Genomic DNA, 13,076 nt, shown 5'->3' on the forward strand with positions numbered 1-13,076 from the left:
AGCGACGACGTGAGATGGTCGCTCTATAGGAGGTTTATTTAACACGTTGAGAGAGGATATGTTTTGTTTGCACTTTGCAGGCGTGGACGGATTTATCCAATGATTCATCAAAGTGATGGTGACTTGGGAATGCTTGTTTATTCTTTCTGATTTCTGTGACGGTTTGTTTGATAGATGCAATAAATTCATCCTTGTTGCTATGGATTTCTTTAAGATCAAATCCCTTATTGCTTAATTCACTGAAAGTTTTTTGAGCTATTGTATCGGGAGAATCACTGGTTTTGAATGCAGCTACAGAGGCTTCCCCAAACAAATCACAATAGGTTTCCACTGTTTTATCCACATTTGCCTGTGCGGCATAAGAGAAGAGTGGGGCAAGGAAAAGTGGCAGTAAAAGACGTTTCATAAATTCCTCTTGTTCGACTATATCATGATAGTAGTGACAACATTAACAATAGTACACTATTGCTTTTTTGTGCCGATTCCCTGGAGAAAATCGGATTTCCTGAAGCTGTGCCTATTGGTGTTTCTGCTCTACACACTGACCTCTTTTACATAGTGTACGTAGTACCTTAATGGGATCATTCTTACCGTTTATATTGATGCGGGTAAGAAGTTTAACGTTTTTATCAGTGACTTTGAGTGCATCAACCTCAAGATAGTTTCCCGATCCTACCGAGAGTTTGGTGACAATTAATTCTTTGGAACCATCATTGTTAATGTCTGCAAATGTAATCCTTGGTTTATTGTTATCATCAAACACGGAACCGTCGCGAGAAAAAACGGCACCAGTTTCAAATTCTAAGAGATCTTTATCCTTGAAAACAGCGATGGAATAGCTGCCAATTGATTCACTTTCCAGATCACCGACTGATAGTACGGCAAATCGTTTATCAGGTAAGTTAATCAATGCGCCATCTTTTGCAATGACGGGCGCTGATAAAAATAGGGTGATTAGGGCAGGAATAACAATATTTTTCAGGTTCTTACTTATACACATAAGCAATACTCCATTGTTTACTCTTTTGTTCAACATACTCACGGGATGAGATTTATAGAGTAGCACGAATTTTCAAAGACCCTATGCTGAATGGAAGGGGTAGTTAAAAATCTATTTGCTATCGACGTTATAATGCTTACTTATTGAAAATAAAATATAAGAGTCGCTTATTTTTTGCGGGGGTTTTTAGAATGCTATTCTTTACGATAGAGAATAGAAAAATATTTTGTAGTACAGATTGTTTTTGATGTGTTTCTGAATTTTATTCTAATGATCTTATGTTATCAGGTTCAACGGGAGTAACGACCCCCGTTTCTTTATTAACTTCAACATATATTAAGCTCTACGTGCTGTTTTTTTCTATTTTTTCGACAATCTTATTGTACTCTTTCCAAACAACGGAGACGGGTGAACTTAAACAGCAGATGGAGATTGAACCTCCTGTTGCTGGATGATATTCGTACTTTGATTTTCCTCTATAAACCCGCTTGGGCAATAGGTTGTCCGCAGGGTTTTTTCTTTTGCGCTCTAACATCAATTATAACCTCACTTGCAGATTATCTGATGGCCAGATAGTGGAATGTTAACATTTTATTAACTTGTTATTGTTGTTTCCTGCTGTAAAAATAACAACTGAAAATTTTAATATGAGATGGTGGCTTTTTCCAACTATCACTGTATTAAAATTTAATAATCTCACTTGAAGAAAAATATTGCTATATGTTTTCGAAAATATTAGAAATTTCAACATTAAATTTTGTAATTATTTAGTTGGTTTTAATGAATTGGGTTATTGCTATATGGGTGGTATCACGTTGAGTAACCGTCTCAATTTATCCGGTGCATTTCATACGATATGATATCCAGAACTTTTTATTAACACATACATTTTTCATGGTTATTGTGTGAGCGTTGTTTTATATTGGTTGCGCATTTGTTGTGCAAATGTTTCGTATTTTAGGTGAAACGGTTAACCAATCAATGTTGTTTGCTTATATATAAGAAAGAAATAACCCTCATGTCTATTGCCCGAAAAATGAGTTCAACAGGCTTGAAATGGGAAAAGATACCTTGATGAGCAGAAAAATAAATGTTCAATAACGCTAAAGTAAATGTAAAAAATTCATTAAAAGTTACCCATTGAAATAGATATTGTGTTACATTCTTTTCGTTTTTACTGGCTGGTATCTCTGTGTTTTTTTGTATACAGAATTGTGTTACTTGTTAATTAATAAAGGAAATTAAGCACAACAAAATTTCGCCGGATACTGCATTATGGTCAGCTAATGTTTGCTAATTAGTAAGGGGAAAATATCTTGACGGATCCAATTAACTTCATTAACAACATTCTTTGGGACTACGTACTAATATACTTGCTCCTTGGGGTTGGCCTCTACTTCACACTGCGTTCTGGTCTTATACAGCTTCGTCATTTTGGTCACATGTTTTCAGTTCTGAAAAATAGTAATAAATCAGATGCTTCTGGTATTTCATCTTTTCAGGCTTTATGTACCAGTCTTGCTGCTCGTGTAGGAACCGGTAACTTAGCCGGGGTCGCCATTGCAATTACTGCGGGTGGGCCAGGGGCTATTTTCTGGATGTGGGTAGTGGCATTTATTGGTATGGCAACTTCCTTTGTGGAAAGCACGCTTGCCCAGTTGTACAAGACGAAAGACGATCAGGGAAATTATCGCGGTGGTCCTGCCTACTATATGGAGAAAGGGCTGAAGAAGCGATGGATGGGGGTGCTATTTTCGTTCTTCCTTATTATCGCGTTTGGTCTTGTATTTAATGCTGTTCAAGCAAACTCAATTGCGAAAGCGGCTGCTGTTGCCTTTGATGTCAAACCACTTTATGTCGGTATTGTGTTGGTTATTATCAGCGGCATCATTATTTTCGGCGGAATGCGCTCTATCGCACGGGTGGCGGAATTAGTTGTACCGTTTATGGCGGGGGCTTATTTAATCCTGGCATTTTGGGTTGTTGGTCACAATATTGAACGTATTCCTGAAGTGTTTGCATTAATCATCAAGAGCGCCTTTGGTCTTCAGGAAGCGATTGCCGGAACGTTAGGCTACGGCATTTCTCAGGCAATGACTCAGGGTGTTCAGCGTGGGTTATTTTCGAATGAAGCCGGGATGGGTTCCGCCCCAAATGCTGCGGCTTCAGCCTCTCCGTATCCACCACATCCGGCTTCTCAGGGCTATGTGCAGATGTTGGGTGTCTTTATGGATACCATCGTTATCTGTAGTGCAACGGCTGTCATTATTCTCTCTTCTGGCGTTCTCAACGAAAACATCACGGCCATCAGCGGAATTGAGTTGACTCAGCGAGCATTGTCATCGGCTGTTGGGCATTGGGGAACAACATTCATTGCGATTGCTATTTTCTTCTTTGCCTTCACCTCAATTATTGCTAACTACGCTTATGCTGAAAGCAATATGATATTCCTGGAACGTAACCATACTGCTGGCTTATTTATCCTGCGATTGGCTGCGTTGGGTATGGTAATGTTTGGTACATTGGCAGAAGTGCCTCTGGTTTGGAGTATGGCTAACTTATCAATGGCTTGTATGGCTATTGTTAACTTAATTGCCATTCTTATGTTGTCTGGTATAGCGCTGAAATTGGCTAAGGACTATAACATGCAGAGAAAAGCCGGGCAGTTGCCAACGTTTAATATCAACTCTTACCCAGAGATTCAGCAGCAAGTTGAAAAAGGTATCTGGGATAATGATGCGGTGTATAACGCTGAGAAGAGTAATCGCTGATATAGCGGAAAATTTATACGCAATATGTGTTATACCCAAAATAATTCGAGTTGCATCGCGGCGGCAAGGGAACTCATCCCCGGGAGCATAGCTAACTATGTGACCGGGGTGGGTGAGCGTAGCCAACAAAGAGGCAACTTGAAGTATGACGGGTATATACCCAATAGATTGCCGGTTGCAGTAGCGTCAACAAAGCAGCAACTTGAAAGACGAAAGGTAAAGCAGTAACAAAGTACTATTTATAAAAGAGCTATTTATAAAAAAGCTATTTATAAAAGTACTATTCATATAAAAATAATGTCACATAAAATAATTTTATGTGACATAATCTTATCAGCCGAACATTCTGACCATTTTACGGATGTTCGGCTTTTATTTGCTCTCAAGATCATGACTGGAAGTCAAAAACATTACATTTATTTTAGTTTGATCTACTATTTAGTTATTAAAATGAGAGTCATTGACATGATAGTCATTAGAATATTCTCTTTTTCTTTCAACATAGCTGGTCAATCATGATAAGAAAATTAATAGCATGCGTGTTTATCATACTGTTGATTGGTTGTTCTTATTCTCCTGAGCATGAAGACAGAAATGGTTATATTGTTGATCATTCCTATCCTTATTCAACTGAACAGCATATTGATTCAGTTAGCTTTCTTGTTCTGCATTATACGGCTCTGGATGAAAGCAAGTCTTTACGGGCATTAACGGGAGGGAATGTCAGTGCGCATTATCTTATTCCCTCTCAACCACAGTATGAAAATAAAGAACCCTTTGTTTTTCAATTGGTTTCAGAAAAGGAAAGAGCGTGGCACGCGGGAAAGAGTGAATGGAATGGATACCAGAATCTAAACCGTTACTCTATTGGTATTGAAATTGTCAATTGTGGGTTTGAGCAAGATTTCATCAAGAAAGAGTGGTGCTTATATCATCCATCACAAATTGATGCAGTGGTCCGATTGGCGAAAGACATTATTCAACGTTATCAAATTAAAGCCATAAATGTTGTCGGTCACAGTGACATAGCGCCGCTCAGAAAACAAGATCCCGGCCCTGTTTTTCCGTGGCAGGCTCTTTATGAACAAGGGATTGGTGCTTGGCCTGATGATGTGATAGTCAATAAATATTTGGCGGGTAGGCCCCCCGGTATGCCTGCGTCAGTGATGTCGATACAGAAAGCGCTGGCCCGTTACGGGTACAATATTCCTCAAACGGGTTTATTGGATAATGCGACTCACAAAACTATTCAGGCATTTCAGATGCATTTCCGTTCGTCAGATATCAGCGGCATTCCCGATGCAGAAACAGAAGCGATAGCTTTGGCTTTGGTCGAAAAATATCGATAACCGTATGCTTAATGTATCGGAATAGAGAGATCAGGAAATAATAGGCTGATGTTATAGAGGGAATAAGCGGTGAATGATGTGATGCAGGAGCGGCCGCGTCGAATGGCCGCCCATGATATCAAGTTTCATGATTCACAGTTGTAGGTCAGATGTAATGGAAGTTTAACCTCAAGTTCAATATCTATACTTTGGCGAAAATCATAAGGGGTAATGCCATATTCTTTACGGAACATATAGGTGAAATGGGATTGAGAACCGAAGCCGAAATCCAGGGCAATATCAAAAATTGGCAATGCGCTGTTTCTCAATAAGAAAACCGCACCCGCCAGACGTCTCTGGCGAATGTACTTGCCAAGCGATATCCCCGTGATTTCTTTGAATATTTTCTGCATGTGCCAAAGCGAATAGCCAGAGTAAGCAGCAAGCTCTTCAAGATGAATGACACGGCCAAGATGGTTTTCTATCCATTTACTCAGTGCGCATACAAGTGCTAAGTGGTTATCTTGTGGCATTACAATTTTAAATTGGTTGAAGGTTGGGGAAGTATACACAACTTCTTTTCAAGATGAAAAAACCCTTCATTATGAGCAGCAGCAGCGATTAAACAAAAATTTTCGTGTGCTATCATATAAAACCCCCTATAATATTTGATTATAATATTAACTACAATAAATTTATTCTAAGGTATCTTAATTGCATATGAAAACAATGATCTTAATTTTTTGCTTGATATTGGTATGTCTGTTTTTGTATTTGCTGGCATTGGATGTACACTGTGATCAAGGCAGCGAACAATTCGAATTAGGCATTTGTTCTATTACTCGGTATTTACCCTTTTGATAATAACCCCTCAATCATTTTCCTGCTGGTATGTGTGTTAACATACATTCGTGGTATTCATTCTTTGTAAATGATGCTTTAATATCCACCTGTTTCGAATTAACAGACTAAATATCACGTTAAATCAGGGGATAATCCAATTGTTACAATCGTTGAGGTGATCTTAATTCGACAAATTTTGTGAAAATTGGGAGAGTAGTAGGATTTCTTACTCTATTCAGGTTTAAAAACAACAAATAAAATGGCTTTTAATGAGACAGGTTCTAAGCATCGTAAGAAGAGGACTAGATGGCAGGACAACAAGAACAACAAACGACGCTTAAGCGTGGTTTAAAAAACAGGCATATCCAGCTTATTGCTCTCGGGGGGGCAGTAGGAACGGGGTTATTTCTGGGCATTGCCCAGACCATAAAAATGGCTGGCCCTTCGGTACTTCTCGGGTATGCGATTGCTGGGTTTATTGCATTTTTGATTATGCGCCAACTAGGGGAGATGGTTGTTGAGGAACCTGTAGCCGGGTCATTTAGCCACTTTGCTTATAAATATTGGGGGAACTTTGCCGGTTTCTTATCAGGCTGGAATTACTGGGCAATGTTTATTCTGGTCGGAATGGCGGAGTTAACCGCTGTTGGTATGTATATTCAATATTGGTGGCCAGAAATTCCGACATGGGTTTCTGCTGCAATATTCTTTGTACTGATCAATCTTGTTAATCTGATTAATGTCCGCTTATATGGTGAAACTGAATTTTGGTTCTCTATTATCAAAGTGACTGCGATTATCGGCATGATTATCTTTGGTGCCTATTTGCTGATTAGCGGCAATGGTGGCCCACAGGCAAGTATCACCAATTTATGGCAGCAGGGCGGTTTTATGCCCAATGGGATTAACGGCCTGGTTATGGCGATGGCGGTGATCATGTTTTCGTTTGGTGGGCTGGAAACCGTGGGGATCACTGCGGCAGAAGCGGAAAATCCTGAGAGAAATATCCCGAAAGCAACCAATCAGGTTGTTTATCGAATTTTGCTGTTTTACATCGGTTCACTGGCGATCCTGCTTTCACTTTATCCGTGGAAAAACGTGGTTGAAGGCGGTAGCCCGTTCGTTTTAATTTTCCATAATCTGGATAGCTTTTGGGTAGCGAACGTCCTGAATGTGGTGGTACTCACAGCAGCATTATCTGTTTATAACAGCGGCGTGTATTGTAATAGCCGGATGCTGTATGGTTTGGCGAAACAGGGTAACGCCCCCCAGATCCTGACAAAAGTGAATAAACGGAGTGTACCTGTCCTGTCGATTGGATTATCGGCTTTAGCAACATCAATGGGTGTGTTGATTAACTATGTGATGCCCGGTAAAGCATTTGAGTTGCTGATGTCATTGGTGGTGACAACCTTGGTTATTAACTGGATCATGATTTGCTTTGCCCACCTGAAATTCCGCGCAGCCAAGAATAAAGAAGGCGTTAAGACTAAATTTCAGGCGTTATGGTATCCATTCGGGAATTATTTGTGTCTGGTCTTTTTGGCGTTTATTCTCGTCATTATTCTGATGATGCCACCTATTCGTATTTCAGTTATTCTGATGCCATTCTGGATTGGCGTATTATGGGTAGGTTACTTGTTTGCCAGAGCAAAAAAGCAAGCTAACGCATAAACGAGTCATTAATCCATTCAGCCTATTTTTCAGCCGGGTATCATATCCGGCTGATGATCATTGTCCGTCACTCAGTTAACGCTGTCACAGAAAAAATTCAACGAATTCTCAGAAGAAGAGTATTTGCCATCATTTTCTGATTTTGCGGCAGACTAATTCTGTCTTTTTGAATAGCACCTGTATAGATCATCCTTGATTATATGAATAATGTTATAGAATGGTAGAGCTTAATATTATAATTGAACAATATTTAATAAATGATAAACAAAAAGTAAGCGGGTTATATGTAAAATAATTATATTGTATGTTCAACAAGGTTGGATGGGATTAGCCATTATTTTTATAGTCATCTGAAATGAATCTTTTGAATAACGATAACTCTCTGTCCTAGTCCGTAACAGGTGTGAAAAACAGCATTATATATTAAATTAATTAAAGATGTTTCTTGGGGTAAAGTTTTCTTTTTGTGTTTATTCATATGGTTATCTAACTTAAAGATTGTTGAGCAATTTCAAATCGGTATGGTTGTTAAGAGTTTTAAATATGTGCGTTGGCTCCAGCACCTGAAAAAAATGGCTTGCGATTATATAAAGAGTATGTGATAAAACACATGGGTAAACGAAGTATTGTGTTGTTAATAAATAACAGCAACCAATACTGGTTTGTTTATTTTTATGCCAATCGGCGAATAAAGTGATTCAAAGGAAATTTTTGAAATGGCAAAAATCACTGGTACTGTGAAGTGGTTCAACGAATCTAAAGGTTTTGGTTTTATTACTCCGGCTAATGGTAGCAAAGATGTATTTGTACATTTTTCTGCGATTACGAAAGATGGATTTAAAACATTGTCTGAAGGCCAACAAGTTGAGTTTGAAATTCAGGATGGTCCTAAAGGCCCTGCTGCCGCAAACGTAACAGCTTTATAGTCATAAATTTATTTTAGCTGGTGCTTAACTATTGGCTGAATGTATTATCGTGAGTCTGGTTTTATTGTCTGACGATAAACTATACCCCATGGCTTTCAAGAAGCCGTCAACAAAGCGGCAACTTGAAAAACGCAGGGTAGATTGCAAATATCACTCTATTGGAATACTAATAGAGTGATTTTTTATTTTGGCTCGGGGCGTTCTTGATTGAACTGAGAAGTACCCGTATTACCTGATCTGGATAATGCCAGCGTAGGGAAGTCATGGTATCTCCTATTTTGATACCCGCTTTTCTTTGGCTGGTAATAGGAGTGACTATCATGAGAATTAATTCACTGACTATTGCAGGAACAGACCCTAGCGGTGGTGCCGGCATTCAAGCTGATTTGAAAACTTTTTCCGCCCTGGGTGCTTACGGCACCTCGGTGATTACTGCGCTGGTTGCCCAAAATACAACGGGCGTACAATCGGTCTATGATATCGATCCCCTCTTCGTCGCTTCCCAACTGGAATCTGTGCTTTCAGATGTCAGAATAGACAGTGCTAAAATTGGCATGTTATCGAATGCGGCTAATATCACGGTGGTTGCAGAGTCATTGCACCGTTATTCTATCCCTCATGTCGTATTGGATACTGTCATGTTGGCAAAAAGTGGTGATCCTTTACTATTGCCGGAATCGGTTACGGCAATGGTAGAGCAGCTCCTGCCGATGGTCTCTTTAATCACGCCAAACTTACCTGAAGCCGCCGCTATACTGAAATGTGATCTTGCCAGAACAGAAGATCAAATGTTGCAGCAGGGACGGGCATTACTGTCAATGGGATGTCAGGCGGTTTTATTGAAAGGCGGTCATTTGATCAATGAGGAAAGCCCTGATTGGCTTCTCACGCCCGATGGTGAGTGGCGTTTTACTGCACCCAGAGTGAAGACACGAAATACTCATGGTACAGGTTGTACTTTATCCGCCGCACTTGCCGCATTGCGTCCACGTTATCCTGATTGGCAAAGTACGCTGCCGGTTGCAAAAATGTATTTACAAAATGCGCTGGCACAGGCTGATACCCTTGAAGTGGGGCGGGGAAACGGGCCAGTGCACCATTTTCATCAATGGTGGTGAATGAGGATGATAGCCGTTAATTGAATGAAGCGTCTTGATTGAATAATGGGGATATTTGTATCCCCATTTTAAAATATGCTCAGTGGAAAAAGGGTCGCGGGAAAAAGCGGGATTACGCGATAGTCACTTTCTGGTCGAGATAAACATCCTGAACGGAATGGATTAACGCAACGCCTTCTTTCATTGATTTCTTGAACGCCTTGCGACCCAGAATCAATCCCATCCCTCCGGCACGTTTATTGATAACCGCCGTGCGGACAGAATCACTCAAGTCGTTATCGCCGGAAGCTCCACCAGAATTGATTAATCCAGCGCGTCCCATATAACAGTTGGCAAGTTGATAGCGAACGAGATCAATCGGATGTTCAGTGGTCAAACTGCTATAGACACGTTTATCAGTATGCCCAAATCCAATAGCCGTATAGCCGCCATTGGTTTCAGCCATTTTTTGCTTAATGATATCGGCTCCGATGGTTGCGGCCAGATGATTTGCCTGACCCGTTAAATCGGCACTGGTATGGTAATCCACGCCATCTTTCTTGAACGCCGGGTTACGCAGATAGGCCCATAATACCGTCACCATACCCAGTTCATGTGCCCGTTCAAAAGCAGCAGAAATTTCTTCTATTTGGCGGCGTGATTCAGGAGAACCATAATAAATGGTCGCACCGACCGCGACAGCTCCCATATTAAATGCCTGTTCAACGCTGGCATACAAGGTTTGGTCATATTCGGCGGGATAGGTCAACGTCTCATTATGATTGAGCTTGACCAGAAACGGAATTTTATGGGCATAACGACGAGAAACTGACGCGAGAACACCATAAGTTGAAGCGACACAGTTACAACCTGCTTCGATCGCCAATTCAACGATATTTTTGGGATCAAAATAGAGCGGGTTAGCGGCAAAAGATGCACTGGCAGAATGCTCGACACCCTGATCCACGGGCAAAATTGAGAGATAACCCGTGCCAGCCAGACGGCCATGATTCATTAAGGTCTGCATGGAGCGCAGGACAGTATTGGGGCGATTATTTTCGATCATTACTCTATCAACAAAATCGGTACCTGGAAGATAGAGATTCTCATGTGGGATGGTACTGCATTGGTGTTGCAATAAACTTTCAGCGTCTTTTCCTAACAATTTAGCGATATCAGTCATGATGAACTCCAATTTGCAAAAGGCGCTATTGATTGTTGTTGATATTCACCTTGATCACAAGGCAAGTAGGGAGAGAAGCCGCAGTGGATCGCTTCAGTGGATGCCAGAGGTGTTAAAATTTAACCATTTTGTAGGGTGGGAAAGTAAAATAATATTTATCTGGTAAGAGGATAAATAAATACCACGCCATTCTATCATTGAATAATTCGTGCGATGTTTCTTTAAAATTTCCTTCATTAAACTGAATGAATAACAATAATATTTATTTCCATATGGTTTCTCTGTTTATAATAAATATTGTTACCAATATTCGGTTAATACTTATCCAATAATGCCTTGATAAACATTAAATTAATTTATATTTTTGAAATGTGGGTTTTATTGCAACCTATTGAATTTATTGTTATTTATTTATTCTTGCACAAAAGAAAAGGCCAGCCCAAGGGAGATTGAGCTAGCCAAGGAGGTGGTTCCTAGTCTTAAAGTAAAACTTTTTTAGTTCTTCATTTTTCAGGGTCGATAATACGAGAAATAAAATAGTATTGATGTGATCTGTTTCTAAAAAAACAGAACAATTTCTTGAATGCCTTATTTAGAATTATTTCACTTGCAATCCCTGTGAATGTGGTGTTCTCGTATTACCTTCCTTTAAATGCCGGACAAGTAAGGCATAATTCAGATCCAATTCTTCAGGAATAGGGAGATAAACAATATGCCCATCACCGGGTGCGACTTCCACGGCCTGGCCTTTTTTATTTGTCATGGATGCTAACGTAAAGTTAATATTACCTGATGGTGTCATCAGTTCCAGATGATCCCCGACAAGAAACTTATTCTTCACGGCAACCTCAGCCAGCCCATTGATGCGGTTGCCGGTCAGTTCCCCTACGAATTGTTGAGTGTCTGATACCGAATAGCCATATTCATAAGTCTGGTAGGCATCATGGGTATGACGGCGCAGGAAACCTTCGGTATAACCACGGTGTGCCAAGCCTTCCAAAGTCGTCATTAACGTTGGGTCGAAAGGTTTTCCGGCAACGGCATCATCAATGGCCCGACGATATACCTGAGCTGTGCGGGCGCAATAATAGAAAGATTTTGTACGGCCTTCGATTTTCAGTGAATGAACCCCCATGCCGGTTAATTTTTCAACATGCTCAATCGCCCGTAAATCTTTAGAGTTCATGATATAAGTGCCATGTTCATCTTCAAATGCAGACATGTATTCGCCTGGGCGTTTGGCCTCTTCAATCATGAATACCTTATCCGTAGGTGTACCTTGTCCCAAGGTGGGTTCGGCGTTTTTGACAGGAATAACGTTTTTGACAGCAATAGGGTCATGCATATGGACGATATTACCGACAGTATCTTCCTTACCTTCCTGTACATTGTATTCCCAACGGCAGGCATTAGTGCAGGTTCCCTGATTCGGATCGCGTTTATTGATATATCCCGATAACAGGCAGCGACCAGAATAAGCCATACAGAGAGCGCCATGAACAAAAACTTCGAGTTCCATTTCAGGGACTTGCTGGCGGATTTCCGCAATTTCTTCCAGTGAGAGTTCACGGGAGAGAATGACACGTGTTAATCCCATTTGCTGCCAGAACTTGACTGTAGCCCAGTTAACCGCGTTGGCCTGAACGGAAAGGTGAATCTCGATTGCAGGAAACGCCTCGCGCACCATCATAATTAAACCCGGATCGGACATAATCAGCGCATCAGGTCCCATTTCCACAACCGGTTTCAAATCACGGATAAATGTTTTCAGCTTTGCATTATGTGGTGCGATATTGACAACCACGTAAAATCGTTTCCCTAATTCATGCGCTTCTTTAATGCCTTGAGCCAGTGTCTCGTGGTTAAATTCATTGTTGCGGACACGCAGGCTATAGCGGGGCTGCCCAGCATAGATAGCATCTGCGCCATAGGCAAATGCGTAGCGCATGTTTTTCAAGGAACCGGCAGGAGAAAGTAATTCTGGAGTAAACATATTGTTGGCATTCTCGGTCTGAGTTGAGTCAGCCCTTACCCTCATATATATCATTACCAAGGGTAGGGTTAAAGGGAAAGGAATTTTAGCGCTTATGCCATCATTAGCACAAATATATTATTGCCCCGGAGGGGTATGCAGGGCGCGAGCATGCTTTGGTTAATATCTATCCAAAGAACACTTGTGCACGATAATCATCACTCCAGCCTGCTTTTTTAAGTTTATTTCTTTGGCTGGGAGCACCACAGTCACATTGTTTGA

11 protein-coding genes and 1 riboswitch are annotated in these 13,076 nt (G+C 40.7%); of the genes, 6 read left to right on the top strand and 5 right to left on the bottom strand.

Annotation, left to right across the window (positions count from 1 at the left end):
- Nucleotides 1–34: 34 nt before the first annotated feature.
- Together Xbed_RS10910 and Xbed_RS10915 are read right to left on the bottom strand one after the other, a co-directional pair.
- Nucleotides 35–406: a hypothetical protein gene (locus Xbed_RS10910; RefSeq protein ID WP_086112956.1), complete on the bottom strand. Its 372-nt coding sequence runs from the start codon at nucleotides 404–406 to the stop codon at nucleotides 35–37.
- Between the two features lie 111 nt (nucleotides 407–517).
- Entirely contained in the window at nucleotides 518–1,000 is a 483-nt protein-coding gene (locus Xbed_RS10915; protein ID WP_086112957.1) for a PliI family lysozyme inhibitor of I-type lysozyme, read from the bottom strand.
- A gap of 1,316 nt (nucleotides 1,001–2,316) precedes the next feature.
- Here Xbed_RS10915 and Xbed_RS10920 point away from each other — a divergent pair.
- Together Xbed_RS10920 and Xbed_RS10925 are read left to right on the top strand one after the other, a co-directional pair.
- Nucleotides 2,317–3,771 (top strand): alanine/glycine:cation symporter family protein, encoded by a 1,455-nt coding sequence (locus Xbed_RS10920; protein WP_086112958.1) that lies wholly within the window; start codon nucleotides 2,317–2,319, stop codon nucleotides 3,769–3,771.
- Nucleotides 3,772–4,289: 518 nt separating this feature from the next.
- Nucleotides 4,290–5,120, top strand: coding sequence for an N-acetylmuramoyl-L-alanine amidase (locus Xbed_RS10925; RefSeq protein WP_244182470.1), 831 nt, complete (start codon nucleotides 4,290–4,292; stop codon nucleotides 5,118–5,120).
- A 125-nt stretch (nucleotides 5,121–5,245) separates the two neighbouring features.
- On the opposite strand, the gene Xbed_RS10930 is transcribed toward Xbed_RS10925, so the two are convergent.
- Complete coding sequence (locus Xbed_RS10930) at nucleotides 5,246–5,632, bottom strand: helix-turn-helix domain-containing protein (protein WP_086112968.1); 387 nt, start codon at nucleotides 5,630–5,632, stop codon at nucleotides 5,246–5,248.
- 187 nt (nucleotides 5,633–5,819) lie between these two features.
- Between Xbed_RS10930 and mgrB the strand changes: the two genes are divergently transcribed.
- The 4 genes from mgrB to thiD all read left to right on the top strand — a co-directional run bounded on the left by mgrB (nucleotide 5,820) and on the right by thiD (nucleotide 9,660).
- Nucleotides 5,820–5,960: a PhoP/PhoQ regulatory lipoprotein MgrB gene (mgrB, locus tag Xbed_RS10935; RefSeq protein ID WP_086112960.1), complete on the top strand. Its 141-nt coding sequence runs from the start codon at nucleotides 5,820–5,822 to the stop codon at nucleotides 5,958–5,960.
- Between the two features lie 288 nt (nucleotides 5,961–6,248).
- Nucleotides 6,249–7,616 carry an amino acid permease gene (locus Xbed_RS10940; RefSeq protein WP_086112961.1) on the top strand — a complete coding sequence of 456 codons (1,368 nt, stop codon included), beginning with the start codon at nucleotides 6,249–6,251 and terminating at the stop codon, nucleotides 7,614–7,616.
- Nucleotides 7,617–8,332: 716 nt separating this feature from the next.
- Complete coding sequence (cspE, locus tag Xbed_RS10945; RefSeq protein WP_086112962.1) at nucleotides 8,333–8,542, top strand: transcription antiterminator/RNA stability regulator CspE; 210 nt, start codon at nucleotides 8,333–8,335, stop codon at nucleotides 8,540–8,542.
- A 183-nt stretch (nucleotides 8,543–8,725) separates the two neighbouring features.
- Nucleotides 8,726–8,818: riboswitch (TPP riboswitch) on the top strand.
- Between the two features lie 41 nt (nucleotides 8,819–8,859).
- Complete coding sequence (thiD, locus tag Xbed_RS10950; protein WP_208612230.1) at nucleotides 8,860–9,660, top strand: bifunctional hydroxymethylpyrimidine kinase/phosphomethylpyrimidine kinase; 801 nt, start codon at nucleotides 8,860–8,862, stop codon at nucleotides 9,658–9,660.
- Nucleotides 9,661–9,772: 112 nt separating this feature from the next.
- Here thiD and fbaB read toward each other — a convergent pair whose 3' ends face one another.
- Nucleotides 9,773–10,822 carry a class I fructose-bisphosphate aldolase gene (fbaB, locus tag Xbed_RS10955; RefSeq protein ID WP_086112964.1) on the bottom strand — a complete coding sequence of 350 codons (1,050 nt, stop codon included), beginning with the start codon at nucleotides 10,820–10,822 and terminating at the stop codon, nucleotides 9,773–9,775.
- 598 nt (nucleotides 10,823–11,420) lie between these two features.
- Nucleotides 11,421–12,815 (bottom strand): prephenate-dependent tRNA uridine(34) hydroxylase TrhP, encoded by a 1,395-nt coding sequence (gene trhP / locus Xbed_RS10960; protein WP_086112969.1) that lies wholly within the window; start codon nucleotides 12,813–12,815, stop codon nucleotides 11,421–11,423.
- Nucleotides 12,816–13,076: the final 261 nt, after the last annotated feature.

It is taken from the genome of Xenorhabdus beddingii (assembly GCF_002127545.1).
Taxonomy (GTDB): Bacteria; Pseudomonadota; Gammaproteobacteria; order Enterobacterales; family Enterobacteriaceae; genus Xenorhabdus; species Xenorhabdus beddingii.